The sequence below is a fragment of the Bacillus sp. TSO22 genome, assembly GCF_020223595.1.
GTDB lineage: Bacteria > Bacillota > Bacilli > Bacillales > Bacillaceae > Bacillus > Bacillus inaquosorum.
In genome coordinates this window covers 255682-280770 of sequence record NZ_JAHAWO010000011.1, presented here as the reverse complement: position 1 = coordinate 280770, position 25089 = coordinate 255682, and the positions used below count along the sequence as shown (strand labels likewise).

26 protein-coding genes and 1 other annotated feature are annotated in these 25089 nt (G+C 46.4%); of the genes, 12 read left to right on the top strand and 14 right to left on the bottom strand.

Features of this window, described 5'->3' with window-relative positions; translation table 11 throughout:
- Positions 1 to 51: 51 nt before the first annotated feature.
- Together KHQ79_RS13745 and KHQ79_RS13740 are read right to left on the bottom strand one after the other, a co-directional pair.
- Complete coding sequence (locus tag KHQ79_RS13745) at positions 52 to 912, bottom strand: glycosyltransferase family 8 protein (RefSeq protein ID WP_003236089.1); 861 nt, start codon at positions 910 to 912, stop codon at positions 52 to 54.
- Positions 913 to 1022: 110 nt separating this feature from the next.
- Positions 1023 to 1736, bottom strand: coding sequence for a YwaF family protein (locus KHQ79_RS13740; RefSeq protein ID WP_003236090.1), 714 nt, complete (start codon positions 1734 to 1736; stop codon positions 1023 to 1025).
- A gap of 150 nt (positions 1737 to 1886) precedes the next feature.
- On the opposite strand from KHQ79_RS13740, the gene ywaE reads away from it, so the two are divergent.
- The 3 genes from ywaE to KHQ79_RS13725 all read left to right on the top strand — a co-directional run bounded on the left by ywaE (position 1887) and on the right by KHQ79_RS13725 (position 5414).
- Positions 1887 to 2402, top strand: coding sequence for a tyrZ transcriptional regulator YwaE (gene ywaE / locus KHQ79_RS13735; RefSeq protein ID WP_003236091.1), 516 nt, complete (start codon positions 1887 to 1889; stop codon positions 2400 to 2402).
- Positions 2397 to 2609, top strand: a binding site (T-box leader). It overlaps the preceding gene by 6 nt.
- A gap of 44 nt (positions 2610 to 2653) precedes the next feature.
- Positions 2654 to 3892 carry a tyrosine--tRNA ligase gene (tyrS, locus tag KHQ79_RS13730; protein WP_225515627.1) on the top strand — a complete coding sequence of 413 codons (1239 nt, stop codon included), beginning with the start codon at positions 2654 to 2656 and terminating at the stop codon, positions 3890 to 3892.
- A gap of 154 nt (positions 3893 to 4046) precedes the next feature.
- Entirely contained in the window at positions 4047 to 5414 is a 1368-nt protein-coding gene (locus tag KHQ79_RS13725; protein WP_225515625.1) for a M28 family metallopeptidase, read from the top strand.
- Positions 5415 to 5441: 27 nt separating this feature from the next.
- Here the strand turns inward: KHQ79_RS13725 and ywaC are convergent, their stop codons facing one another.
- The 3 genes from ywaC to KHQ79_RS13710 all read right to left on the bottom strand — a co-directional run bounded on the left by ywaC (position 5442) and on the right by KHQ79_RS13710 (position 7448).
- Positions 5442 to 6074, bottom strand: a complete 633-nt coding sequence (gene ywaC / locus KHQ79_RS13720; protein ID WP_003222250.1) for a GTP pyrophosphokinase YwaC — start codon at positions 6072 to 6074, stop codon at positions 5442 to 5444.
- A 142-nt stretch (positions 6075 to 6216) separates the two neighbouring features.
- Entirely contained in the window at positions 6217 to 7152 is a 936-nt protein-coding gene (locus tag KHQ79_RS13715; protein ID WP_225515623.1) for a 1,4-dihydroxy-2-naphthoate polyprenyltransferase, read from the bottom strand.
- A gap of 161 nt (positions 7153 to 7313) precedes the next feature.
- Positions 7314 to 7448, bottom strand: a complete 135-nt coding sequence (locus tag KHQ79_RS13710) for a hypothetical protein (protein WP_032731716.1) — start codon at positions 7446 to 7448, stop codon at positions 7314 to 7316.
- A 149-nt stretch (positions 7449 to 7597) separates the two neighbouring features.
- Between KHQ79_RS13710 and KHQ79_RS13705 the strand changes: the two genes are divergently transcribed.
- The 7 genes from KHQ79_RS13705 to KHQ79_RS13675 all read left to right on the top strand — a co-directional run bounded on the left by KHQ79_RS13705 (position 7598) and on the right by KHQ79_RS13675 (position 13969).
- Positions 7598 to 7747: a teichoic acid D-Ala incorporation-associated protein DltX gene (locus tag KHQ79_RS13705; protein ID WP_003227330.1), complete on the top strand. Its 150-nt coding sequence runs from the start codon at positions 7598 to 7600 to the stop codon at positions 7745 to 7747.
- 17 nt (positions 7748 to 7764) lie between these two features.
- Positions 7765 to 9276: a D-alanine--poly(phosphoribitol) ligase subunit DltA gene (gene dltA, locus KHQ79_RS13700; protein WP_225515621.1), complete on the top strand. Its 1512-nt coding sequence runs from the start codon at positions 7765 to 7767 to the stop codon at positions 9274 to 9276.
- Positions 9273 to 10460, top strand: a complete 1188-nt coding sequence (dltB, locus tag KHQ79_RS13695; protein ID WP_225515619.1) for a D-alanyl-lipoteichoic acid biosynthesis protein DltB — start codon at positions 9273 to 9275, stop codon at positions 10458 to 10460. The genes dltA and dltB overlap by 4 nt, the downstream gene beginning before the upstream one ends.
- A 16-nt stretch (positions 10461 to 10476) precedes the next feature.
- Positions 10477 to 10713, top strand: a complete 237-nt coding sequence (gene dltC, locus KHQ79_RS13690; RefSeq protein ID WP_003227325.1) for a D-alanine--poly(phosphoribitol) ligase subunit DltC — start codon at positions 10477 to 10479, stop codon at positions 10711 to 10713.
- On the top strand, positions 10713 to 11891 hold the full coding sequence (gene dltD / locus KHQ79_RS13685) for a D-alanyl-lipoteichoic acid biosynthesis protein DltD (protein ID WP_084994023.1): 1179 nt from the start codon (positions 10713 to 10715) through the stop codon (positions 11889 to 11891). The genes dltC and dltD overlap by 1 nt, the downstream gene beginning before the upstream one ends.
- An 86-nt stretch (positions 11892 to 11977) precedes the next feature.
- A complete protein-coding gene (locus KHQ79_RS13680; protein ID WP_225515617.1) occupies positions 11978 to 12736 on the top strand; it encodes an SDR family oxidoreductase in 759 nt (252 codons plus the stop codon).
- Positions 12737 to 12877: 141 nt separating this feature from the next.
- Entirely contained in the window at positions 12878 to 13969 is a 1092-nt protein-coding gene (locus KHQ79_RS13675) for a branched-chain amino acid aminotransferase (protein WP_225515615.1), read from the top strand.
- A 30-nt stretch (positions 13970 to 13999) separates the two neighbouring features.
- On the opposite strand, the gene licH is transcribed toward KHQ79_RS13675, so the two are convergent.
- From licH to KHQ79_RS13640, 7 genes are all read right to left on the bottom strand, one after another.
- Positions 14000 to 15328: a 6-phospho-beta-glucosidase LicH gene (gene licH, locus KHQ79_RS13670; protein ID WP_133485497.1), complete on the bottom strand. Its 1329-nt coding sequence runs from the start codon at positions 15326 to 15328 to the stop codon at positions 14000 to 14002.
- Positions 15325 to 15657 carry a PTS lichenan transporter subunit IIA gene (licA, locus tag KHQ79_RS13665; RefSeq protein WP_019259850.1) on the bottom strand — a complete coding sequence of 111 codons (333 nt, stop codon included), beginning with the start codon at positions 15655 to 15657 and terminating at the stop codon, positions 15325 to 15327. Before licA ends, licH begins: the two co-directional genes overlap by 4 nt.
- A gap of 18 nt (positions 15658 to 15675) precedes the next feature.
- A complete protein-coding gene (licC, locus tag KHQ79_RS13660; protein ID WP_060399799.1) occupies positions 15676 to 17034 on the bottom strand; it encodes a PTS lichenan transporter subunit IIC in 1359 nt (452 codons plus the stop codon).
- Between the two features lie 15 nt (positions 17035 to 17049).
- Positions 17050 to 17358, bottom strand: a complete 309-nt coding sequence (gene licB, locus KHQ79_RS13655; RefSeq protein WP_003236120.1) for a PTS lichenan transporter subunit IIB — start codon at positions 17356 to 17358, stop codon at positions 17050 to 17052.
- A 128-nt stretch (positions 17359 to 17486) separates the two neighbouring features.
- Entirely contained in the window at positions 17487 to 19412 is a 1926-nt protein-coding gene (gene licR / locus KHQ79_RS13650) for a transcriptional regulator LicR (RefSeq protein WP_003236122.1), read from the bottom strand.
- A gap of 162 nt (positions 19413 to 19574) precedes the next feature.
- The gene (locus tag KHQ79_RS13645) at positions 19575 to 19691 is read right to left on the bottom strand and encodes a hypothetical protein (protein ID WP_109571642.1); all 117 of its coding nucleotides are present in this window, start codon (positions 19689 to 19691) and stop codon (positions 19575 to 19577) included.
- Positions 19692 to 19760: 69 nt separating this feature from the next.
- The gene (locus KHQ79_RS13640) at positions 19761 to 20351 is read right to left on the bottom strand and encodes a DNA-3-methyladenine glycosylase (protein WP_133485493.1); all 591 of its coding nucleotides are present in this window, start codon (positions 20349 to 20351) and stop codon (positions 19761 to 19763) included.
- Between the two features lie 127 nt (positions 20352 to 20478).
- Between KHQ79_RS13640 and katX the strand changes: the two genes are divergently transcribed.
- Positions 20479 to 22122, top strand: a complete 1644-nt coding sequence (katX, locus tag KHQ79_RS13635; protein WP_225515613.1) for a catalase KatX — start codon at positions 20479 to 20481, stop codon at positions 22120 to 22122.
- A gap of 102 nt (positions 22123 to 22224) precedes the next feature.
- The gene (locus tag KHQ79_RS13630) at positions 22225 to 23427 is read left to right on the top strand and encodes an MFS transporter (protein WP_225515611.1); all 1203 of its coding nucleotides are present in this window, start codon (positions 22225 to 22227) and stop codon (positions 23425 to 23427) included.
- Here KHQ79_RS13630 and KHQ79_RS13625 read toward each other — a convergent pair.
- Both KHQ79_RS13625 and KHQ79_RS13620 read right to left on the bottom strand, forming a co-directional pair.
- Positions 23424 to 24200: an ABC transporter permease gene (locus KHQ79_RS13625; RefSeq protein WP_225515609.1), complete on the bottom strand. Its 777-nt coding sequence runs from the start codon at positions 24198 to 24200 to the stop codon at positions 23424 to 23426. The two genes, KHQ79_RS13630 and KHQ79_RS13625, sit on opposite strands and share 4 nt — an antisense overlap.
- Positions 24197 to 25084: an ABC transporter ATP-binding protein gene (locus KHQ79_RS13620; RefSeq protein ID WP_225515608.1), complete on the bottom strand. Its 888-nt coding sequence runs from the start codon at positions 25082 to 25084 to the stop codon at positions 24197 to 24199. Before KHQ79_RS13620 ends, KHQ79_RS13625 begins: the two co-directional genes overlap by 4 nt.
- Positions 25085 to 25089 lie beyond the last annotated feature (5 nt).

Sequence of the window (25089 nt, the reverse complement as noted above, 5' to 3'; positions counted from 1 at the left end):
CAAACAAAAAAAACGCTTTTGAGCTGATCAAAAGCGTTTTTTAAATCCGATTTATTGGTTGATCGCCGGATTGCTGATTGTATTCCACTTCGTATACGACATGTAATGGAAATACTGATCGCGATACGGGTGTTTCGTATTGGAATTCCAAGGCTTTTCTCCGCCGCAGAAGTGGACAATGGCCGGGTTTTCTCTCGTTTCTCTATAAAGTTTCTGGCCTAACAGCGTCGCAGGCGTTTTTTGTTTTAATATGATATAGGTTTGAGCGTTCCAGCGCGGATGAAGTTCATACCACTGATCATACAAGATCGCATTCAGTGCATCTTGATCGTGCAGCACAAGAAAGTCTTCAGACGGGTTTTCATTGATAAAGTTGATGACTTTTTCTGTGATGTTTTGCTTTCTCCAAGGTTCAAAATCAATAATCATGATACCTGAGTTAAAATACTTCCCTGTATCACTGACATTCATTTCTTTCAGGCGTTCATGCTGCCCCGCATCCTCAACAGCAGCAACCGTATATGGCGCAATATCCAAGTCCCACAGTTTCGAAATATCCTCAAGGATAATCGCATCACAGTCGATATAAATCATTCGTTTGATGCTTTCGTCCTTAATTAAGTCAGGAATCGAAATGCGGTAATACGCCGCTTTTGTAATATGGCTGCTCTCTACCGCATGTTCATACATATTGGTATCCACTTCTAAAAATTCAATCGGGACGCCAAATTTCAATGTGGTTTCTTCCAGTCTTCTTTTGTTATCAGGCTTAATTCCACCATCAATGACGTATAATTTTATCTCTCTCTCCCGATCCATATTTGTCAATAAAGAAACGAACATCCCACCTAAATGACGAGCATAATTATCATCTGCGCATGACACGATATGCATAATTTCATCTTTCTTCAATGGTATTCATCTCCCTTTGTGTTGTACAAGTTACATTCCCGATTTCAGAAAATTAAACACTATTCTTCAATATTTTTTTAGACAGAATGTGCTATACAACAAAAAAGGTGTCACTTTTTGAACATGCGATATAGCCAATAAAGGACAAAAAAGCTTGCGATCGTAATGGCTTCAGCCGAAGCGATATACCACGGCCACGGCCCGAGAACATCCAGGAGAGAAGAACCGCCCGGTTTTTTCGTCAAATACATGTAATTCGCGCCAATCCAGCGGTCAAGCAGATAAATGCAGACTCCGTACACATTGACAATCAGGACGGTCACCCATAAGGAGCGCTGGCCCATTCTGTAAGTGCCGACCACTGCCATCAGCAGGCAGGATAAAAACACAGACCCATGCGAAATAAAAAAGAGGATATATCGCACATGCGGAAATGAAAACATACCGAGGTCAGGTGTCAAAAGAGCCTGAATCGAGCTGCCGATGCCGACAAAATATAAAAATACAAACAGCCTCCTGCTTTTGGTAACCAGCATGATGGCTGACAAATACACCGACAGGTCACTAAGCTGGAGAGGCAATGAAGTGCGCACCGACCACCTGCCCGTGGCAATCATCCATATTTGATAGCCGATTTGCGAACCAAGCAACAGAAATACAAACAAATAGCGCAGAAACCGGCTGACATTAGGCCGCTTGACCGCCTTGCGGAACAGAAACAACAGAATGGCCAAAAGAGCGATAATCGCTAACGTCACCACATGCTCTGCTGAAAAAAGATGAAACGGATCATGTTTATAGACGGATTGAACATATTTTTGCAAGATTGCACCCCCGTTTGTGGTCTTTTCTTTATTTTGGGGTTCTTGCGGCGTTTTTTATTCAACCGATATATTGGCTTGAAGTTCAAATCAAACTCTGTTACAATTCATTTCATAGCTAATGATTCTGATAATTTAAGGCAGGCCTAAAAAATGGAACGTTCCTATCAACATCAGCAGCTTCGGAAAGAGGAACACGACACACTTTCTAAGCTTAAACAAATGCCCGTTGAGTCACTGAACCTGGAAGCCATATCGATTGCGACGAATCTGTATCGGTCTGCGCAAAAGCTCCGTGTCAAAATGGAGACTGAGGTTCTTTCTTCTTATAAACTTTCTTGGACCGCTTTCTCCATTCTTTATGATCTATGGGTATGGGGGAAGCTCGAAACGAGAAAAATTGCTGAACTGTCAGGCATTTCAACAGCTACAGCAAGCAACGTGATCAAAACGCTCGAAAAAAAGAGTTTTTGCCGTAAAAGCATCGACACAAGAGATCGACGACTCGTGTTTGTCTCCATCACCGATTCCGGCAAACAAGCGATCGAAGAACTCTACCCGGAGTTTCACAAAGGGGAAGCAGAGCTCATTGCGGGAATGACGAAGGACGAACAGAAAACACTGACAGAGCTGCTTAGAAAGGTAGCTGACAATCTTCATACAACATAAGCTTTGACGGGAATCCAGTAGCGGTTTGTCTCCCTGTTTCAGAGAGCCGGCGGAAGGTGCGAGCCGGCACACAGGCAAACGTGAATTACCTCCCCGAGCTTTCTTTGTGAACCTTAGTAGCAAAGAACGGGAAACCGTTATTCGAATGAGCGGAAGACGATGTCTTCAACCAGGGTGGTACCGCGTGCATTGAGCCACGTCCCTTATCGGGATGGGCTCTTTTTTGTGTTTCTAAAAAAGGAGGATGAACGATGAAAATATTTGATCAGCTTACAGCTGCACAGCAAAAAGAAGTCGAAAGACAGCTTCAGTTATACATGACAGGCGCCCATGAGGTCATACCGCCCGAGGAATTAAAGGCGAAGCTCGTTAAATCGATTTCCACAGGCACACCGCTTAAAATTAAGCTCGGATTAGATCCATCTGCACCAGATGTGCATTTGGGCCATACAGTTGTGTTAAACAAGCTTCGCCAATTTCAAGAAAACGGCCACATTGTTCAGCTGTTAATTGGGGATTTCACAGGAAAAATCGGGGATCCGACCGGAAAATCAGCAGCCAGAAAGCAGCTGACTGATGAAGAAGTTCAGCAAAACGCCAAAACATACTTTCAGCAATTCGGAAAAGTGCTTGATCAAGAAAAAGTCGAGCTTCACTACAACTCGAAATGGCTGAAAACATTGAATCTGGAGGATGTCATTGAATTGGCAGGCAAAATAACGGTAGCCCGCCTGATGGAGCGCGACGACTTTGAAGAACGCATCGCCATGCAAAAACCGATCTCACTCCATGAATTCTTTTACCCGCTGATGCAGGGATACGATTCCGTTGTTCTCGAAAGCGATATTGAATTAGGCGGAACAGATCAGCATTTCAATGTGCTGATGGGACGGCATTTCCAAGAACGATACGACAAAGAAAAACAAGTTGTCATCCTTATGCCGCTCTTGGAAGGCTTGGACGGCGTTGAAAAAATGTCGAAGTCAAAACACAACTACATCGGCATTGACGAACATCCAAACGACATGTACGGAAAAACAATGTCACTGCCCGACAGCCTCATGAAAAAATACATTCATTTGGCAACGGACTTAGAGCTTGAAGAGAAAAAACAGCTCGTGAAAGACTTAGAAACCGGCGCCGTTCATCCAAGGGATGCCAAAATGCTTTTAGCCAAAACGATTGTCCGAATGTATCACGGAGCAGAAGCCGCTGAAGCTGCCGAACACTCGTTTAAAACAGTCTTTCAGGAAAACAGCCTGCCTGAGGATATTCCGGCTGTGAAATGGGAAGGCGAGAAAGCGCTAGCGGTTGTCGATCTGCTCGTCACATTGAAGCTTCTCTCTTCGAAGAGCGAAGCGCGCCGCATGATTCAAAACGGCGGTGTCCGAATTAACGGAGAGAAAATAACAGATATCCACGCTGATGCAGAGATAAAGGAAAATATGATCATCCAAGTCGGCAAACGCAAGTTTTTAAAACTTCAATAGTCTGATATTCAGAAACGCTTATGCCCCTTCATTCATAAGCGTTTTTTTGCAGGTATAAAGCACTGTCTTTTCAAAAACGCTCTCCATTTTGCAGGAAATACCTTTAGTATCCCGAAATAATCCTCATCCATACATTAGGGGAGGTTTATTTTCGATGAAAAAGCTTTTGACTGTAATGACGATGGCTGTTTTAACTGCCGGAACGGTTCTCTTGCCGGCACAGAGTGTCACCCCTGCCGCCCGCGCTGTTCAAATATCAGATAGCGAGCGAGAGCTCCCATTCAAAGGAAAGCGTGCTTATTCCACCATTTCTCAGCTCAGTGAAGCAATCGGCCCCAGAATAGCCGGAACTGCCGCTGAAAAAAAGAGTGCCTTATTGATCGCCTCAACCTTGAGAAAATTAAAGCTTGATGTGAAGGTTCAACGATTCGGTATCCCTGACCGGCTTGAGGGAACGCTGTCTTCAGAAGGACGCGACATTCTTCTCCGGGCGGCATCCGGCTCAGCCCCGACTGAAGAAAAAGGGCTGACGGCTCCGCTTTACAATGCCGGCTTAGGCTATCCAAAGGACTTCACCGCTGACGCCAAGGGCAAAATCGCCTTGATTGCCAGAGGAGATCTGACATTTTACGAGAAAGCCAAGAACGCCGAAGACGCCGGAGCGAAGGCTGTCATCATTTATAACAACAAAGAAAGCCTCGTGCCTGTGACGCCAAACCTGTCGGGAAATAAAGCCGGCATTCCTGTCGTTGGAATTAAGAAAGAAGACGGTGAAGCCCTTGCCCAGCAAAAAGAAGCCACCTTAAAACTAAACGCATTCGCAAACCAAACCTCCCAGAACATCATTGGTATCAAAAAACCAAAGAACATCAAACATCCAGACATTGTGTACGTGACGGCCCATTATGACAGTGTTCCTTTTTCGCCCGGAGCAAATGACAACGGCTCAGGAACCTCTGTCATGCTGGAAATGGCGCGCGTTCTAAAAAGCATTCCTTCTGACAAAGAAATCCGCTTTATTGCTTTCGGCGCTGAAGAGCTCGGCCTGCTCGGCTCCTCTCATTATGTAGATCATCTATCGGAAAAAGAGCTGAAACGAAGTGAAGTGAACTTTAACTTAGACATGGTAGGCACAAGCTGGGAGAATGCGTCTGAGCTGTATGTCAACACATTGGACGGCCAATCTAACGCTGTTTGGGAATCCAGCCATACGGCCGCTGATAAAATTGGGTTTGACAGCCTGTCTCTGACACAGGGAGGATCATCTGATCATGTGCCGTTCCACGAAGCCGGCATTGATTCCGCCAACTTTATTTGGGGAGACCCGGAAACCGAAGAAGTTGAACCGTGGTATCATACTCCTGAAGACTCGATCGAACATATCAGCAAAGAACGCCTCCAGCAGGCCGGCGATCTTGTGACAGCCGCTGTCTATCAAGCTGTGAAAAAAGAGAAGAAACCGAAAACCAATAAGACACAAATGAAGGCCAAAGCCTCTGACATTTATGAAGATATTAAATAAGAAAGACGGCACTTGATGCCGTCTTTTCTAATCCACTTCTTTCTTAATCCCCAGCATTTTCTCATCTAAATAATGGGCGATCTCCGCGGCTTCCTTTAGCTCATCTGTTAATTGCTTAGGAACGTCATTGTTCAATTTATAGTAAATTTTATGTTCAAGGCTCGCCCAAAAATCCATCGCGATCGTCCTGATTTGAATTTCTGCTTTGACGTATTCCACACGGTTCGTTAAATTCACAGGCATCTCAATAATTAAATGCAGGCTTCGGTAGCCGTTCGGTTTTGGCGTCTGAATATAATCCTTTACCTTTACGATTCTCAAATCTTCATGCTGCTTTAAGACGTTAACGACATTATAAATATCAGAAATAAAGGAACAAATGATGCGCACACCGGCAATGTCGTTGATGTGCTCCTTCATTTCCTTTGTCGTAATCTCACAGCCCTTTCTCATTAATTTATTCACGATGCTTTCAAAGCTTTTGACACGGGATTTCGTATGTTCAATCGGGTTGTGTCCGTGAATGAGGTTATATTCCTGGCTGATAATCGAGAACTTTGTATCCAGCGCATCAAGCGCAAATTTATAAACTAATAATTCATTTTTCCAATCTTCCATTACCGTTTTTAAATCGTCCATATGTGTTACAGATAAATCCATTTTCGTCATCTCCTTTAACGGATCTTTATCCGCTGTCCATGTACTAGACGTGCCTGCCTGCTGCAAGGTTCTATGAATTTTTTTACAAAATACTGTCGAATGTAACAAAAAAAGACCGCACGAAACGGGCGGTCTTTCGGTTTTATCGGAAGTAGCTGATCAATAATCCGATCGATAGCAGGAATCCGAAAAATGTATTCGTTTGGGCTGTTGATTTCATTGCAATAATCATATTCATCGGCAATTCTTTTTGGACGAATCCTTTTACTGCCTGAACCGGCTTAGGCACGCTCAAAAAGACGACAAACAGCCACGGGCTTGCGGCACCGGTAATGACCAAACCGACAACCCAAATATAAGCGACAGCAAACGACGCAGCTAAGAGAGTGACAGCTCCCTTATGCCCCATCAAAATCGCCAATGTTTTGCGTCCGCCTTTTTTGTCCTCTTCAATATCGCGGATGTTGTTCGACAGGTTAATCGCGCCGACAAGAATCGCAATCGGGATCGAAATCAAAATGCTTTGCATATTGATTTTATCTGTCTGAATGAAAAACGAAATCAGCACAAACACTGAACCCATGCAAATGCCTGAGAATAGCTCACCGAACGGCGTGTATGCAATCGGCAGCGGACCTCCTGTATACAGGTAGCCAATCGCCATGCCGACAAGGCCGATCACAGCGAGCCACCAGCTGCTGCTTGCGCAAATATAGACACCAAGCAGAATGGCAATCCCGTATGATGCGAGGGCTAATTGCAAAATCGTCTTAGGCTTCATTCCGTGGCGTACAATCGCACCTCCGATTCCGACAGATTCTGCTGTATCTAGCCCGCGTTTAAAATCGTAGTATTCATTAAATAAGTTCGTCGCAATTTGGATCCATAAGCAAGAAAACAGCATAGCCAGAAACAGCAGCAGATCAACCTTCACATAAAACATCGCCAAAACCGTTCCGAGCAGCACAGGCACAAACGATGCGGTTAACGTATGAGGACGGGTTAACTGCCAAAGGATCTGCCCCATGCTTTCTTTTTCCGGCGCTGTCTGACCCTCACCCTTATTTGTTTGGTTCATCTTCCTCTTCCTTTCTATTAAAAGGCTTACTTTTTTTCAGCCGGCAGCTTGATAAAAACTCCTTTTGCTTCCTTATCTATCATAATGACTTCTCCCTCATTTCACAAGATACCGCAAGAAGGCGTTTTCTTTCTTATTATACGCTTTCCGCCCCGATTTCATTAGGTTTCTGCTTTTACCCGAACGAATAGGTACAGAAAAATTTTTTTAAGTACATTACGCTTTTTAAAAGTTAAAAAGATCTTTTGACTCCATGTAGGTTTTCCTTTATTATAAATCAGCTCGAGACTTTCCATTCTTGCCCTTGCAGGTATAAAGTTTCATTTTCAAAAGCAGACGCCGATATATTATTTTGAGGGAGATTAGGGAAAAAATGAAACTTTTTGAGCATCTAATCGTCAAATACTCATGTGATTGTCGAAAAAACGGGAAGGGAATTTTTGATATGCTGCAATTGATGAAACAGCTGTATGAAAAGCCCGCTGTCAAGTGGACATGTCATACAGGATTTTATTTGATGATACTGCTTGTTTTGTTTTTTATGTATGGTTTTCACACCGCGAATACCGGTTCATATATTTATAACGATTTCTAATTGGAGAGAGAATAACTATGAAACTTTTACATGCTATTCAAACACATGCGGAATCTTATCCGCAAACCGATGCCTTCCGCTCTCAAGGCCAGTCGCTCACGTATCAGGAATTATGGGAGCAGTCTGACCGCGCGGCTGCCGCGATCCAAAAACGCATTTCTGGGGAAAAGAAATCTCCTATCCTTGTGTACGGCCATATGGAGCCCTGCATGATCGTTTCCTTCTTAGGAAGCGTCAAAGCGGGACACCCTTATATTCCGGTTGATCTGTCCATTCCGTCCGAGCGGATTGCGAAAATTATCGAAAGCTCTGGAGCAGAATTGCTGATCAATGCAGCCGGACTTCCAATTGATACAGACAGCCAGCAGATTCAGACGGTTTCAGCAGAAGAACTGCTGGAAAACGAAGGCAGCTCTGTCAGCCAAGATCAATGGGTCAAGGAACACGAGACGTTTTATATTATTTACACTTCCGGAAGCACGGGAAATCCAAAAGGCGTGCAGATTTCCGCGGCGAATCTTCAAAGCTTCACAGACTGGATTTGTGCAGACTTTCCAGTCAACGGAGGAAAAACATTTTTAAACCAAGCGCCGTTTTCATTTGATTTATCTGTCATGGATCTTTACCCATGCCTTCAATCAGGCGGGACTTTACACTGCGTGACAAAGGATGCTGTGAATAAGCCGAAAATCTTATTCGAAGAGCTGAAGAAGTCCGGGCTGAATGTGTGGACATCAACGCCTTCCTTTGTGCAGATGTGCCTGATGGACCCGGGTTTTTCACAAGACCTGCTGCCAGATGCAGACACATTTATGTTTTGCGGAGAGGTTCTTCCGGTTTCTGTGGCGAATGCGCTGCTTGAGCGTTTTCCGAAAGCAAAAATCTTTAATACGTACGGTCCGACTGAAGCGACAGTGGCTGTCACATCCGTTGAAATTACAAGTGACGTCATCAGCCGCAACGAATCGCTTCCAGTCGGCTTTGCCAAGCCAGATATGAACATTTTCATTATGGATGAACAGGGACAGCCGCTTCCTGAAGGAGAAAAAGGAGAAATCGTCATTGCAGGGCCAAGCGTAAGCCGAGGCTACCTTGGTGAGCCAGAGCTGACGGAAAAAGCGTTTTTCTCTTATGAAGGACAGTGGGCATACCGGACTGGCGATGCTGGCTATATCCAAGATGGTCAGATTTTCTGCCAAGGACGTTTGGATTTCCAAATTAAACTTCACGGCTACCGAATGGAGCTTGAGGAAATTGAGTTCCATGTCAGACAGTCTCAGTACGTTCGTTCTGCTGTTGTGATTCCGTATCAGCCAAACGGAACAGTCGAGTACCTGATCGCTGCTGTTGTGCCTGAGGAGCATGAGTTCCAGAAGGAGTTCCAGCTGACAAGCGCCATTAAAAAAGAGCTTGCCGCTTCCCTTCCGGCGTATATGATCCCGAGAAAATTCATCTATCAGGATCACATTCAAATGACGGCCAACGGCAAAATTGACCGGAAGCGCATCGGCGAAGAGGTTCTTGTATGACGCCTTACAGCTCGTTTTTATTCTTTATACTGCTTGGCATTCTTCTTCTGCCGACGATCATTCTCGGCCTGAACGGAAAAAAATTTCAAGCATACAACATGTTCATATCTATCATTATATTGGCTTTAATTTTTTCGCACGACTTACATGGGGTCATCGCACTGTGTCTGTTTACGATATGGCAGGTGCTCTTGATCAGCGGCTATCTGGCGTACCGGCAGAAAGCGAACAGCGGCTTTGTCTTTTGCGGAGCTGTTATCGCGGCGATTCTGCCTTTATTCTTGTCAAAAATATGGCCGTTTCTTTCACACCCGCAGCCGCATCACCCGCCACATAACCTGATCAGCTTTTTAGGGATTTCGTATTTAACCTTTAAAGGCGTTCAGCTGATTATGGAAGCAAGGGACGGTCTGCTGAAGGAACAGCTGCCGCTGCACCGCCTACTGTATTTTATCCTGTTTTTCCCGACGATTTCCTCCGGTCCGATCGACAGATACCGCCGGTTCGTCAAGGATGAACAGAAGGCTTGGACGAAAGAAGAATACGCCGACCTATTGTATACAGGGATTCATAAGATCTTTATCGGTTTCCTGTACAAGTTTATTATCGGCTATGCAATCAATACGTACTTCATCATGAATCTTCCCGCGATCACGCACAATAAGATTCTTGGGAACCTGCTGTACATGTACGGCTACAGCATGTATTTATTCTTTGATTTCGCCGGCTACACGATGTTTGCCGTCGGGGTCAGCTATATCATGGGCATTAAATCACCGGAAAACTTTAATAAACCGTTTATCAGTAAAAATATTAAAGATTTCTGGAATCGCTGGCATATGTCTCTGTCATTTTGGTTTAGAGATTATGTGTTTATGAGATTCGTATTTTGGATGACAAAGAAAAAGTGGATCAAAAACCGTATGGCTGTCTCAAACATCGGGTATTTCCTGCTGTTTATGCTGATGGGGGTTTGGCACGGGCTTGCGCCGCAATATATCATCTACGGCCTCTATCACGCCGTGCTGATGACGTGTTACAACTTTTTCGAGAAGTGGAATAAGAAATATAAATGGCTGCCGTCCAACCGCTGGACAACCGTTCTCGCTATTGTGATCACGTTCCACTTCGTTTGCTTCGGGTTTTATATTTTCTCAGGAAAATTATTTCATCACCACCATTAAAGGAGATTAGAAAGCTATGGATTTTAAACAAGAGGTATTAGACGTTTTAGCAGAGGTTTGCCAGGATGACATCGTAAAGGAAAATCCTGATATTGAAATTTTTGAAGAAGGTTTGCTTGATTCTTTTGGAACAGTAGAATTGTTGCTTGCGATTGAAAACCGTTTTGATATTTTAGTGCCGATCACTGAATTTGACCGGGATGTTTGGAATACGCCTAACAACATTGTAAATCAGCTGTCTGAGTTGAAATAATGAAAAAGCGTTTTTTCGGTCCAATTATTTTGGCGTTTATTCTATTCGCAGGCGCCATCGCAATTCCATCTTCATGGCTGACAGGCTTCATCACCGATAAACGGGTGAAAGAGTCAGCAACAGCCTTGAACCCAAGTATGTTTCAAGGGCTTTATTTACAAGATCAAATGCTCAAAGATCCGACATATCTTCCGATTTACGGGTCTTCTGAGCTTTCCCGGCTGGACGAGTTCCACCCATCTAATTATTTTCAAGTAAACAATGAGGGGTTCACGCCATACCTTGTCGGCAAAGGCGGGTCCCAGTCATTGATTCATTCTTTAAACTTCGCTGCCCATATGGATCAGCTGAAAGGCAAAAAAATCGTATTCATCGTGTCTCCGCAATGGTTTATTAAGCGCGGGTCTGATGAACAGCATTTCGCCCCGAACTATTCTGCGCTGCAAGGGCTAGATTTGGCATTTAACGAGCAGATCGACCCTGATGTGAAAAAGAAAATGATGAAACGCATGCTGCGCTTTAAGGCCGTGCAAAACGATGCGATTCTTTCCGAGCTGTACAAAGCAATGGTAAACGGCCAGACATGGAAAGCAAACGCGCTGAAGCCGGCGGCAAAAGTCTATTACAGCATGCTGGAAAAGAAAGACATGTATTATTCAGCGACGGAATCATCCGGGCCAAAGCGTTATATCTCGCAGTCAGTAAAGGATAAGTCATGGTCTGAATTAAATAAACTCGCAGATCAATCAGGCAAACGCCACTCCGGATCTAACGATTTTCATATCGACAATCCAGTTTATAAAAAGCTGAAGCCGAAAGTGCCAAAGCTGAAAGGGAAAAACAAAGGAAGATCGTATGCAGTGTCACCGGAATACGGCGACTTTGAAATGATGCTTGATATCCTGAAGGATGCGGGTGCAGAGCCTATGTTTGTCACCATCCCTGTTAACGGAAAATGGTACGACTACACAGGCTTCCCGAAAAAAGGCCGCACCGACTATTACAAAAAAGTGAATAAACAGATTAGAGCGAAGGGCTTCCAGGTTGCTGATTTTTCAGGACATGAATATGACCCGTATTTCATGAAAGATACCATCCACATCGGCTGGAAAGGCTGGGTGTACGTCGATAAAGCAATTGACGAATTTTATAAAACCGGAAAAGTCACTTCATCCTGAGCATCTCGTAGGACGCTGCTGCATATTTCCCGCTAAGATTTGAAATAGTAAAGGAATCACAGCCAACTAGTAAGAGGTGTACATTAATGAAGATGACAGGCAATACGGTTTTAATTACAGGGGGTTCCGCAGGCATTGGGCTTGAACTGGCCAAGCGGCTGCTGGAGCTCGGTAATGAAGTCGTGATTTGCGGACGCAGCGAAGCGCGTCTTACAGAAGCAAAGCAGCAGCTCCCAAACATCCATACAAAGCAATGTGATGTTGCAGACCGTTCGCAGCGGGAAGCATTGTTTGAATGGGCTCTAAAGAAATTTCCGAACCTGAATGTTCTGGTCAATAACGCCGGCATTCAAAAGGAGATCGACTTCAAAAAAGGGACAGAGGAGCTTTTTGAGGACGGAGATGAAATTGAACTTAATTTCCAAGCGCCTGTCCATTTATCAGCTCTTTTCACACCTCATTTGATGAAGCAGCCCGACGCGGCAATTGTTCAGGTCACGTCGGGGCTTGCGTTTAACCCGTTAGCTGTTTATCCGGTGTACTGTGCAACAAAAGCGGCGCTTCACTCGTTCTCGCTTACGCTCAGACACCAGCTTCGCGATACGAGCGTGGAAGTGATTGAAATGGCGCCTCCTATGGTGGACACGGGATTAAACCAAAAATCACGCGATAAACAAGGCCTCAAATACCGCGGCATTTCAGCTGAAGAATATGTTCAATATTTCTTGGATGACTTGAAAGAAGGCAAACAAGAGATTACAAATGAACGTGTTGAAGGTCTTCGGAATGCCACTCGCGCCGATTATGACAGGGTGTTCGAACAAATGAACACGCAGGAGAATTAATTTCTCCTGCTTTTTTCTTATGAATTTCTTACAAATTTGAGCAAACCTATTGCGAATATTTGTTGAAGGTATACAATAGAATATAAATTATTTTCAAATAAGTTTGATAATATAAACAATTTAACAGCAGGGAGATTGACCATGACTAAACAAACGATTCGTGTTGAATTGACATCAACCAAAAAACCGAAACCAGACCCAAATCAGCTTTCGTTCGGAAGAGTGTTTACAGACCACATGTTTGTAATGGACTACGCGGCGGATAAAGGATGGTACGACCCAAGAATCATTCCTTATCAACCTATTTCAATGGACCCAGCGGCAATGGTATATCACTACGGCCAAACCGTGTTTGAAGGGTTAAAGGCTTACGTGTCAGAGGATGACCATGTCCTGCTTTTCAGACCGGAAAAAAATATGGAGCGCCTAAATCAATCAAACGACCGCCTCTGCATCCCGCAAATCGATGAAGAACAGGTTCTCGAAGGCTTAAAACAGCTTGTCGCGATCGATAAAGACTGGATTCCGAATGCGGAGGGCACGTCCCTTTATATCCGTCCGTTCATCATCGCTACCGAGCCTTTCCTCGGTGTTGCGGCATCTCATACGTATAAGCTCTTTATCATTCTTTCTCCGGTCGGCTCATATTACAAAGAAGGCATCAAGCCGGTCAAAATCGCTGTTGAAAGTGAATTTGTCCGTGCGGTAAAAGGCGGAACGGGAAATGCCAAAACCGCAGGGAATTACGCTTCAAGCTTAAAAGCGCAGCAGGTAGCCGAAGAGAAAGGATTTTCTCAAGTACTCTGGCTTGACGGGATTGAAAAGAAATACATCGAAGAAGTCGGAAGCATGAACATCTTCTTCAAAATCAACGGTGAAATTGTAACGCCAATGCTGAACGGAAGCATCCTGGAAGGCATTACGCGCAATTCCGTCATCGCCTTGCTTAAGCATTGGGGCCTTTCCGTTTCAGAACGGAAAATTGCGATCGATGAGGTCATCCAAGCCCATAAAGACGGCATCCTTGAAGAAGCCTTCGGAACCGGTACAGCTGCTGTTATTTCCCCGGTCGGTGAGCTGATCTGGCAGGATGAAACACTGTCGATTAACAACGGTGAAACAGGAGAAATCGCAAAAAAACTATATGACACGATTACAGGCATTCAAAAAGGCACTGTCGCGGATGAATTCGGATGGACGACTGAAGTTGCAGCGCTGACTGAAAGCAAATAAGAAAAAAGCCGGCCACTGGGCCGGCTTTTTTTACGCTTCAATTTTGTTAAAGAACTGCGGCAGGTACGCTTTGTGCGCCTCCAGCATTTCGTCTAAAATCTGTTTGGCCACAGTGTCGGATGGAACGAGCGGGTTAATCGTCATGGCGAGGAGTGCTGTTTGATAGTCGCCTGTGACCGCCGCTTCTGCCGCGACACGCTCAAAGGATTTGATTTGCTGAACAAGGCCCCGGACAGACACCGGCAAGTCGCCGACAGCTATTGGCTTAGGGCCGTTTTTCGTCATCACGCAGTTCACTTCAACCGCGGAATCGTCTGGGATGCTGGCGATTGCGCCGTTATTGACCGTGTTCACCGGCTGAATGTCGTGTTTATCATTGTAAATGGAGCTGATCAAGTTACACGCTGCATCGCTGTAGTAAGCACCGCCCCGTTTTTCCAGCTGCGGCGGTTTGATCGCAAGGTTCGGATCTTTGTAAAGTTCGAACAGCTCTTTTTCGACCTTCTGCACAACTTCAGCGCGGGTGCCTTCCGTTTGTGATGCTTCCAGTTCGTGCTCCAGCATCTCTTTCGTTTTGAAATAGTAACGGTGGTAACCGCAAGGGATGATATCGAGCGCTTTTAAAAAGTCCGGCTCCCACTCTGCTCCTGAGATGTTTTTCATCGTCATTGCGTTTTTCGGATCACCCATCGCTTCGATTACTTGATCCTTCACACTTACGCCGTCCAAGAAAACATCCAGCCCGAACACCATGTGATTTAATCCGGCGAATTGGACTTCTACGCGGTTCACATCTACGTCAAGCGCTTTGGCCACACCCATTTTGATGCCGATCGGAACGTTACAGAGACCGACGACTTTCTTCAGGTTAGAGTAGCGAAGCAAGGCCTCTGTCACCATGCCGGCAGGGTTTGTGAAATTGACGAGCCATGCATTCGGGCAGAGCTCTTCGATATCCTTTGCGATCTCAAGGATGACCGGAATCGTTCGCAACCCTTTAAACAGGCCTCCCGGGCCGTTCGTTTCCTGGCCGATGACGTCATATTTTAATGGGATGCGTTCATCCTTGGCTCTTGCCTGCAGAAGCCCGACGCGGAATTGAGTCGTGACAAAGTCTGCGTCTTTCAGCGCTTTTCTCCGGTCGAGCGTAAGGTGAATGTCGATTGGGACGCCGGCTTTTTCAACCATCCGTTTGGCGAGCGTGCCGACAATATTCAGCTTTTCTTCGCCCTCAGGGATATCGACGAGCCATAATTCACGGACAGGCAGCTCATCATACCGTTTAATGAACCCTTCCACAAGCTCTGGCGTGTAGCTTGAACCTCCGCCAATCGTTACAATCTTCAATCCTTTTGTCATATGCTTGCTCCCCTTTGCTCAGTGATTTTTTCATATAACTCAATGAACTCCGCCGCCAGATCCTTGACTGTCATCGCATTCATTAAATGATCCTGTGCATGCACCATCAGAAGCGTCATTTCCGTTTTTTCTCCGCCCGCTTCATTTTGGATCAGCTCTGTCTGATAATGATGGGCTTTTGTTAATTCTTCTCCTGACTCTTGAAGCTTTTTCCGCGCTTCTTCTGCGTCACCGCTTTTCGCAGCGGCAATGGCCTCCATTGCAGAGCTCCTTCCGTTTCCTCCGTGAAGGATAATTTGAAAAATGATTTGCTCCATTTTCTCATTCACGCGATTCACTTCCTTTCTCTACAGAGCCGCTTCTTTGTCATCTGATGCTGCAGGCGTTTGGACGAGCTCCAGATCGTTTTCTTCTTTCAGCTTCTGTTTATCCCACATTCTAAAGAACGGGTAGTAGACAACAAAGGATACGGCGATATTAATGGCTTGCATGACCGCACCTGAGACTTTTCCCCCTGTCGCCAGATAGCCTGAAAAGATCGGCGGCATGGTCCATGGAACTGCAATACCCGCCGGTTTAGCAACAAGTCCGGTGCTCATTCCGATGTATGTGAGTGTCACTGTGACAAGCGGCGTGATGATAAACGGAAGTAAGAGCATCGGGTTCATGACGATCGGCATTCCGAAAATAATCGGTTCGTTAATATTGAAGATGGCCGGCCCGATCGCAAGCTTTCCGAGCTGCTTCATTTGTTTGCTTCGGGCGCGCAGGAACATCGTGACAACCAGTGCCAAAGTGGCTCCGCTTCCGCCGATATTAATCCAGATATCAAAAAACTGCTGGGTGAAAATCTTAGGCAGCTCCTCACCCGCTTGGAACGCGATCCGGTTGGCATCCATGGCGCCGTACCAAATCGGTGCCATGACGCCGCCGACAATGTTGGCGCCGTGAAGGCCGCAGGCCCATAAAAGCATTTTGACAGCTTCTGCGACAAGGCTGCCTCCGAGGCTTCCGCCAAGAATGGATAGCGGCGTCCCCAGTAAAACGCTTACAATATTATGAAGGCTTTCAAACGGTGTTGCTTCAACAATCAGCCGGGCTGCCCAAATCAGGAAGATGACGGCAAAGCCGGGGATTAACGCGACAAATGACTTGCTGACTGCCGGCGGAACACCATCCGGCATTTTGAAGACCAAATTGCGCTGGATAATGAGGCGGTAAATCTCTGTGGACACCATCGCGATAATCATGGCGACAAACAGGCCTTTGCTTCCCATGAGTGAAAGCGGAATCCCGCCGCCGACCATAATCTCTTTCGTCGAACCATCAGGCGTAAACGGCACTTGATACGGTGTCGCTAACAAAAATGCCGCAAGTGAAATAGCTCCGGCCGACAAGGCATCAACACCGTATTTCTCGGCGAGCCGGTAGGCGATGCCGAACGCGGCGACCAGACCCATAATTTCAAAGGTGGCGTCAACTGGGTAGGCCAGCTTTTCAGACCAGGCGCTGCCAAACGTTTTTGCCATAAACTCAGCGTATCCCGGGATCGGGAGGTTGCCGATGATGAGGAAAAAGGAACCGATGATAATCAGCGGCATCGTAAGGATGATACCGTCACGCAGCGCCTGCAAATGGCGCTGTCCCGCAATTCTTCCCGCTATAGGCATGACCTTTTCTTCTAAGATCTGATTGACTTTATTCACATAGCCCGCCCCTCTCTATGACACATATCCAAGCTGTTCAGCCGATTTCAGCACTTCTGCCCCGTTGCACGTGCCATAATGGACGGTATTAATGACGTCTACCGGAACCCCCTTTGACTCTCCTAGTTTTTTCAGCTGCGGAAGCATATAACGGACTTGCGGGCCGAGAAGCAATACATCCGCTTTATCAATATGATTTTGTACAGAATCACCTGAAACTGCCCAAATGGTATAGTCTTTTCCTTGTTCCTGCGCACTTTTTTCCATCTTGCTCACCAGTAAGCTAGTAGACATGCCTGCTGCACAAACGAGTAATATATTCATGTAAAAGACCCCCTAGAGTTTGATCAATTTTGTCATGTCCTGTTGTTGATATCATCATATTATGAAATCGCTTTCATAAACACTCAAGGTTTTTCCGCAGGAAACGGAAAAAAGGTATATACAGGCTGTCAGTTCAGCATTTTTTGGTCAAACACATCCGAAAGCTCTTGATACGAACGGCATTTGATCAGCTGGTTCACCGCCGCCGGGTCATCCAAAATGCTGCCAAGCAGTTTATACATGCTTTGCAAATCCGCTTTGTTCTCCTTTTCGACACAAAGCAAACAGACAAATTGAACACGCTGCTTCTCCCAATCTATCGGTTTTTTGAGCGTACAAACGGCCCAAAATGTTGTTTTTGTCTGCGGAACGAGCGGGTGCGGTATGGCAACAAGATTGCCAAAGCACGTTGGCGACATGTCTTCTCGTTCAAAAATGGATTCTATGATTTCTTTTTCGGCATAGCCGCAATCAACTGCTTTCTGCCCTAAAAATTGAATCACTTCCTCTTTTGAGCGCAGATCCTTCTGGAAAAACACGAGTTCTTTTTTCAGGTAGCGGGCTGCTTTCTCTTTTTCATCACTCAGAATGGATTCGATTTTTATAAAGTCGGTTCCGCCCAAGAGTGTGTTGACCTTCAGCACTGGTACAGGGAGCTCTTTTTTGATCGGGATGGTGCTGATGACAAAATCAATGGATTCATAGGACATCTGGTCAAGACTGTAATACTCAGCAGTTCCTAGAATATCGAGCCGTTTACCGAAATGGGAGCGGAGTTTTTCACGCAGTAGCTGAGCGCTCCCGGCACCTGATGCGCACACAATGATACAGCGCTTCGGCGGGCTTTCTGTTTTTTTCCTTTCAATCGCGGCGCCAAAGTGGAGGGCCAAATAACCAATTTCGTTTTCATGAATGTCGATGCCCGTTTGTTCCTTTATCACCATTCCGGCAACGATCCCGGCTTCAAAAGCGAGAGGATAGTGTTCCTTGATCGCTGCCAGCATCGGATTTCTCAGGTTCATGCCGTATCGGTTGCGGCTGATTGCCGGCTTTATATGGAGCGCTAAGCCGATTTTCAGCTCTTTGTCATGCAAGATTCCGAGCTTCAGTTCTCGATCAACGGCCTTTATCATAGCAAATGTCAGCAGATCGGTTTCTTCGTCTATTGAAAATGTGTCCTCCCCGCATTGTGGTTGTGTCATTCGCTTTGTGCCGAGGAGATGCATGGCGATATAGGCCGTCTCGTCTTTCGGAAACGTAACGGCAAGTGCTGATTCCAGCTCTTTTACGATGGCTTCGGCAGCCAGGTATTCTTTTTGATGCAGGATATGATCCATATCTTCCGGGAAAAGAGATACGTAGTTTTCCGTTCTGATCCGTTTACAAGCGATGGCAATATGGATGATGAGGTTATTCAGTCCTAAGTTAGACAGAGGGATGCGGTCGTTTTTGATTTTTTTCAGGATGGCTGAACGGATGATTTCGATTTCTTCATCTGGCAATATATCAGCCTTTTCATTCAGAACATCAATCTCTGTTTCTCTTTCATCGACAATGTACTCTGCCATACAGTACCTCATCTGGACCTCGTCCCCGCGCAGCTTGAAGCCGTAATTCGGGCGTGTTTCCATGACGATGCGATAGGGCAGCAGACGTTTCTTTACTTCTTTTAAATCCGTTTGGAGTGTAGATTTTGAGATAAATAGTTCTTCAGCCAATTCATCGAGCTTGAGGTAATGCTCCGCCAGCAGCAGACGTTTCATGAGATAGGCCATTCTCTCCTCCGGCAACACCGGCAGGCCCTTTTTTTGCTGAAATACATCTTGCAGCAGCATTCTGAATGTCTGCTCATCGTGAATGCGGAGTATGTAACCAGATCCTCTTACCGATTGGACAAAGGCACCATGACCGCTTATCACGCCTTGCAATTCCTTTATATCATTGCGGACCGTCCGCGTCGTCACGTTTAATTGCGCGGCAAAAAACGAGCTTGTCACCGGGGCTTCAGCCGCCATCAGCAAGCGTAAAATATCACGAAGTCGCCCATGAAGCATGAGAAAAACCTCCTATCAAGTAGATGCAGGGATAAAGCGAATAGGCAGAAAGGATGATGAAGGAATGCGAAATGTATATAAATTCTATAATGGGGCGAATGGCAAGTCAATGAACATCGGAGGGACAAGAGGGAAAACTGACCCATAAAAAAACAGCCGGATTCAGCCGGCTGTTCGGGAAGCGGACATGTTCTTTTGTTTAGACGCCTTGCGATCCTTCATGATTTTTCGAACAATCGGGTAAATGACCGGCGCCCATTTGATAACGGTTTTGATCATCTTTTTCAAAGCTCCGATTCTCCCTTCTTTTTCTCAACCATTCCCCTGATTGCCTTTTGCTTAAACATGCTAACGTGACACGTACCTGTTTCCCGTCACCCAGAAACGCCACGGATAATCGCGCGCCTCTCCGCTGTTGTCAATGCCGATGCGCGGGCCGGTAGAAATCTCTTCCGGTGTGTACCCGCTTTCAATGTAAAGCGGCTGTTCCGTGATCCAGCGTCCATAGTCATTCATCGTGACGCCAAGCGCTTTCGTCAGCTTTCCGGGCCCGTTTGTCCATTCCCTCGGACGCCGGCCCGGCCTTCTCTCCTCCATTAACAGCTGGCCTTCATGAGGCTCAATCGCCCTGATTAATACCGCTTGCGGAACATCCACTTCTGCGGCAACGACATTCAGCAACGTATGGGTGTGCATCACGTATGTATACACTCGTCCGGCTTCCGCAAACATAATCTCAGTCCGCTTCGTCCGGCGGTTGTTAAAGCTGTGGGCCGCTCTGTCTCCGGCGCCCATATAGGCCTCTGTTTCCACAATATAGCCTGACGCTGTGCCTTCATCTGTTTCTTTTACCAGAAGGCAGCCAAGAAGCGACGGGGCAAGCTCAAGAGCGGTTTTTTGGTAAAACGTGATGGGCAGCGGATCTTTTTCTCTTGTCACGAATCGAACTCTCCTTTTACCGATTTTTGTACATTGTACCATTCCCGAAGCCGCTGAAAAAAAACGGCTGTTTTAAAATCTTTCCATTCAGGGAATATTGTTACCGTTAATAAAGGAGGGTCAACCAATGAATGATGATCATCAGAATAAACATCACGGAACAAATGCCCAAAGCAGCGAGGATACGCTTTCTCATAAGACGTCCGGGAAAAACGAGTCAGAGGATACCTTAACGAACAGACAGGGGCACCCTGTCACTGACAACCAAAATGTAAGAACTGTCGGGAATAGAGGGCCTACAACACTTGAGAACTATGATTTTCTCGAAAAAATCAGCCACTTTGACCGTGAACGCATTCCTGAGCGGGTTGTTCATGCCAGAGGAGCGGGTGCACACGGGTATTTTGAAGCGTACGGAAGCTTTGGAGACGAACCGATTTCAAAATACACCCGGGCTAAGCTCTTTCAGGAAAAAGGCAAGAAAACACCGGCATTTGTCCGTTTTTCTACGGTGAATCATGGAAAACACTCACCTGAAACATTGAGAGACCCGCGCGGTTTTGCCGTTAAGCTTTATACCGACGACGGAAACTGGGATTTGGTCGGGAACAATCTGAAAATCTTTTTTATTCGCGACCCGCTGAAATTTCCGGATCTGGTGCACGCATTTCAGCCTGATCCAGTGACCAACATCCAAGATGGTGAACGTATTTTCGACTTCATTTCTCAGTCTCCTGAAGCGACACATATGATCACCTTCTTGTTTTCGCCTTGGGGGATTCCGGCCAACTACCGGCAAATGCAGGGTTCAGGCGTACACGCCTATAAATGGGTGAATGAGGAAGGCAAGGCCGTTCTCGTGAAATACCATTTCGAACCAAAGCAGGGCATCCGCAACCTGACACAGAAGGAAGCGGAAGAGATTCAAGGGAAAAACTTTAACCATGCAACACAGGATTTGTATGAAGCGATTGAAAATGGAGATTATCCGGAGTGGGAAGTGTATGCCCAAATTATGAGCGATGGTGAGCATCCCGAACTGGACTTTGACCCGCTCGATCCGACAAAACTGTGGTATAAAGACGATTTCCCATGGAAGCCGATCGGCAAATTGGTGCTTAATAAAAACCCGGAAAACTACCATGCGGAAGTGGAGCAAGCTTCATTCGGAACGGGAGTGCTTGTTGACGGACTTGATTTTTCAGATGATAAATTGCTCCAGGGGCGGACGTTTGCCTACTCTGATACGCAGCGCTACCGTGTAGGCGCAAATTACCTGCAGCTTCCGATCAATTCGCCGAAAAAGCATGTCGCCACCAACCAGGAAGGCGGGCAAATGCAATATCGGGTCGATAGAGCAGAAGGCCAAAACCCGCACGTCAACTATGAGCCCTCCATTATGGGCGGGCTGAAAGAAGCGAAGCAGGATGGAAAAGATCATACGCCGCATGTCGAGGGCGATGTAAAGCGTGAGGCGATCGACAGAACGAACAACTTCGGACAGGCCGGAGAAACATACCGGAGATTTACTGAATTTGAACGGAACGAATTGATCACGAACCTGGTTAATACGCTTTCTACATGCCGCAAAGAAATCCAGGATCAGATGATTGAGAATTTCACAAAAGCTGATCCGGACTACGGGAAACGCGTGGCAGAAGGACTGAAAAAGGCCTCCAAGAATAACAGCAACGGACCGATCGGCACAACAGAAACGGAACAGGCTACAAAACAGGCTGAACAGGAAAGCCATCCGTCTGACCCATATTAAAAACAGCGAACAGGACTTTTTTGAAGTCCTGTTTTTTTATTTTTCTATTGAAACGCTTTCAGCAGTTGTGTTGTACTGAAAGGAAAGGGGTGGGGAGAAACGATGGAATTACAGCAGGATATGATTCCTCAGAAAAAAACAATCGGCGCTTTAGATCACGCCGTTTTTTTATGCATGGTATTTTGTTTTTGGTTTTCAGGCTATATTTATGTTCCTGTATTCAGCCTGTATTTGGAGGATCTGCACTTTTCATACGGCGCAATCGGCATCATCCTCGGCAGCTACGGGGTCACGCAAATCCTTCTGCGATTCCCGCTCGGCCTTCTGTCAGACATCCTGTTTTCTCTGCGCAAGCAATTGTTAATTGCCGGGTTTGGGTTTTCCGTCCTCAGCAGCCTGCTTTTTCTGATGTTTGACTCTTTCTTCTTCGTGCTGGCCGCGCGGCTGTTTGCGGGGATAACCGCTTCTATGTGGGTAATGGCGACCATTTTATACGCGCACTATTTCAACAATAGCAATGCGTCAAAAGCAATGGGCATCATGCAGTTTTTCACCGTCATGCCTCAGTTTGTCAGCATTGTGTTCTGCGGACTTGCGACAGCCCATTTAGGCAGGCAGGTCCCGTTTTGGATGGCGCTGGCAGCCTCGGCCGCAGGTCTGGTGATCTGCTGCTTTATTAAAGACCCGTCGGCTCCTCCAGTGAACCGCGACACAATTCGTGTGCCGCAATACATCAAAGACACATTGCGGCTGCCGAAGCTGAAGCTTTTCACCATCCTCTCTATGACAGCTCATGCGGTGTTATTTATGACAGTGTTTGGATTTACGCCGCTTTTCATTAATCAGCTCGGAATGGGTGATGCGGAGCTGCTTTGGGTGATGAGCGCTTTTTTCCTCCCTCACGCAGCCGCCACACTAAGCTTTGTGTTTCTGCGCTTCACAAGCCGAATTGCTTACTTCGTGATGCTCATCAGTTTTGCTGTCACCGGAGTCTGTTTGCTATTCGTTCCTTTTTCAGCTACATTGTTCACGGTTTGCATCACACACGCCTGCATCGGTCTGGCGCTCGGTTTCGTATTTCCTTTGCTGCTAAGCCGGGTCGTCGATATCAGTTCTGCCCGTTTGAAAATGTCAGTGATGGGGTTTTATCAATCGTTTTATGCGCTGGGCATCTTCCTCGGACCCCTTCTTGCCGGAAAAACCGCACAGCTTTTCGGGCTTGCGGAGGTTTTTTATGGAGCCGGGTTACTGGCATTTGCCGCCTTTCTTGTGATGCTCGTGAAAATGCGTAACATGATTAATTAATAGCTTTCATACCGCCGGAAGCGCCACACAGAAAACATGGCCAGAAGCATGATGCACAAAATGGAGAATGTGAGCGACCATCCAAAGAAATCCGCTCTCTCTCCATGAAGAAGGATATGCTCCGCCTGCTTGCAAAGCGCAGCCGGAAGCCATTTCGCACCATCAGGAAATAGCGATACAGCAAAGGAAACGGCAGCTGTCAGCCCGATCCCGGAAGCCGCAGCTGCTCCGAGAGACCGAAACATCGTGCTTCCGGCAAGGCCAGCAGTCACAATAAACATGATCCAAAGAGCGTAAAGTCCAAGGCTTGTGGCAAAACGGCTGAATGATGTGTCCTCAAACAGCAGCCAGATGTAATAATAAGCAAGCCCGTATCCAGCTGCAAACGACGCGATGCCGATCACGCTTTGGGTGAGCCATTTGCTCACGATATAATGGGCTGCAGTCACAGGCCGCGACATGATCAGCGACGTTACGCCTTGATTTCTTTCATTTGCTACGCTGCCCATAACGCTGAAAATGATCAGAGCCATGCCAAGCGTGTTAAATTGGGAAAGCGTGCTGACCATCACTTCAGAGCCGGAAGGCATCGTAAAACTGATTTTCATGCCGTCAGGAAGGTTTCCTCCGTGTTCAATGATTTCTGGCATATAATAAATGGTCAGCGGCTGTGTGAGCCCTACGATCATCATCGCAATCGGCAGCCAGATCAGCTTGCCGCTTTTCCACCCTTCCAGCCATTCTTTCTGCAATAACGTCATCATCACCTTCATGCGTGCACCACCTTTAGATAGACGTCTTCAAGAGACTCCGTTTTCTGTTCAAAACGGGTGACGGTCAATCCCGTTCGGATACAATCACTCAACAATGTCCGGCCAGCTTGTATATCTGGCAGTTCGAAAACAGCTTGGGACGGATTCATATAGACAATAGCTGATACGTAAGGCTTCTCTTCAAGCCAGCCCTTCAGTTTCTCTTTTACAGTAAGGGTGAAAACGTTCGTTTGATGCTGTTTTTTCAGCTGCTGTAACGCCCCTTTCCATGAAACCTCTCCGTTTTTCATGATCACCACCTGATCACACACCTGCTCCGCATCGTGCAAAACGTGTGTAGAAAACAGAACAGCCATATGCTTCTTCAGCTCCCGCATCACGTCCAGCACCTCGAACCGTCCTGACGGATCAAGTGCAGAAACCGGTTCATCCAATATCAAAAGCTTCGGTTTATGGAGCAGGGCCTGTGCCAGACCGAGTCTTTGCTTCATGCCGCCTGAAAAGCCGCCGATCCTTTTGTTCGCGGATTCCTGCAAGCCGACAAATTCCAGCATCCCGCCAATTTCCTCTTGACATTTTTTCTTCGAAAGACCGGACAGTCTTCCGGCAAATGTTAAAAATTCGTTTGCGGTCATCCATGAATAAAAAGCAGGATACTGCGGGAGGTACCCAATCAAATGCCGGTCCGGCTTTTTCTCCCCTAACAGCTTGATGGTTCCAGAGGTTGGCGAAAGCAGCCCGGCCAGCATTTGCAGCGTTGTGGTTTTACCGGCTCCATTAGGGCCTAATAGTGCGACACACTCGTTTTCATTCACGTGAAAACTGACATTCTTTACAGCCCGATGATGCCGATACGATTTACATAATGACTCAATAGACAGCATGCCCG

Coding starts and splice junctions, on each gene's coding strand:
- ywaE (WP_003236091.1), top strand. CDS start 1,887: ATGGAACGTTCCTATCAACATCAGCAGCTTCGGAAAGAGGAACACGAC.
- tyrS (WP_225515627.1), top strand. CDS start 2,654: ATGAAAATATTTGATCAGCTTACAGCTGCACAGCAAAAAGAAGTCGAA.
- KHQ79_RS13725 (WP_225515625.1), top strand. CDS start 4,047: ATGAAAAAGCTTTTGACTGTAATGACGATGGCTGTTTTAACTGCCGGA.
- ywaC (WP_003222250.1), bottom strand. CDS start 6,074: ATGGATTTATCTGTAACACATATGGACGATTTAAAAACGGTAATGGAA.
- KHQ79_RS13715 (WP_225515623.1), bottom strand. CDS start 7,152: ATGAACCAAACAAATAAGGGTGAGGGTCAGACAGCGCCGGAAAAAGAA.
- KHQ79_RS13710 (WP_032731716.1), bottom strand. CDS start 7,448: ATGGAAAGTCTCGAGCTGATTTATAATAAAGGAAAACCTACATGGAGT.
- KHQ79_RS13705 (WP_003227330.1), top strand. CDS start 7,598: ATGCTGCAATTGATGAAACAGCTGTATGAAAAGCCCGCTGTCAAGTGG.
- dltA (WP_225515621.1), top strand. CDS start 7,765: ATGAAACTTTTACATGCTATTCAAACACATGCGGAATCTTATCCGCAA.
- dltB (WP_225515619.1), top strand. CDS start 9,273: ATGACGCCTTACAGCTCGTTTTTATTCTTTATACTGCTTGGCATTCTT.
- dltC (WP_003227325.1), top strand. CDS start 10,477: ATGGATTTTAAACAAGAGGTATTAGACGTTTTAGCAGAGGTTTGCCAG.
- dltD (WP_084994023.1), top strand. CDS start 10,713: ATGAAAAAGCGTTTTTTCGGTCCAATTATTTTGGCGTTTATTCTATTC.
- KHQ79_RS13680 (WP_225515617.1), top strand. CDS start 11,978: ATGAAGATGACAGGCAATACGGTTTTAATTACAGGGGGTTCCGCAGGC.
- KHQ79_RS13675 (WP_225515615.1), top strand. CDS start 12,878: ATGACTAAACAAACGATTCGTGTTGAATTGACATCAACCAAAAAACCG.
- licH (WP_133485497.1), bottom strand. CDS start 15,328: ATGACAAAAGGATTGAAGATTGTAACGATTGGCGGAGGTTCAAGCTAC.
- licB (WP_003236120.1), bottom strand. CDS start 17,358: ATGAATATATTACTCGTTTGTGCAGCAGGCATGTCTACTAGCTTACTG.
- licR (WP_003236122.1), bottom strand. CDS start 19,412: ATGCTTCATGGGCGACTTCGTGATATTTTACGCTTGCTGATGGCGGCT.
- KHQ79_RS13645 (WP_109571642.1), bottom strand. CDS start 19,691: ATGATCAAAACCGTTATCAAATGGGCGCCGGTCATTTACCCGATTGTT.
- katX (WP_225515613.1), top strand. CDS start 20,479: ATGAATGATGATCATCAGAATAAACATCACGGAACAAATGCCCAAAGC.
- KHQ79_RS13630 (WP_225515611.1), top strand. CDS start 22,225: ATGGAATTACAGCAGGATATGATTCCTCAGAAAAAAACAATCGGCGCT.
- KHQ79_RS13625 (WP_225515609.1), bottom strand. CDS start 24,200: ATGAAGGTGATGATGACGTTATTGCAGAAAGAATGGCTGGAAGGGTGG.
- KHQ79_RS13620 (WP_225515608.1), bottom strand. CDS start 25,084: ATGCTGTCTATTGAGTCATTATGTAAATCGTATCGGCATCATCGGGCT.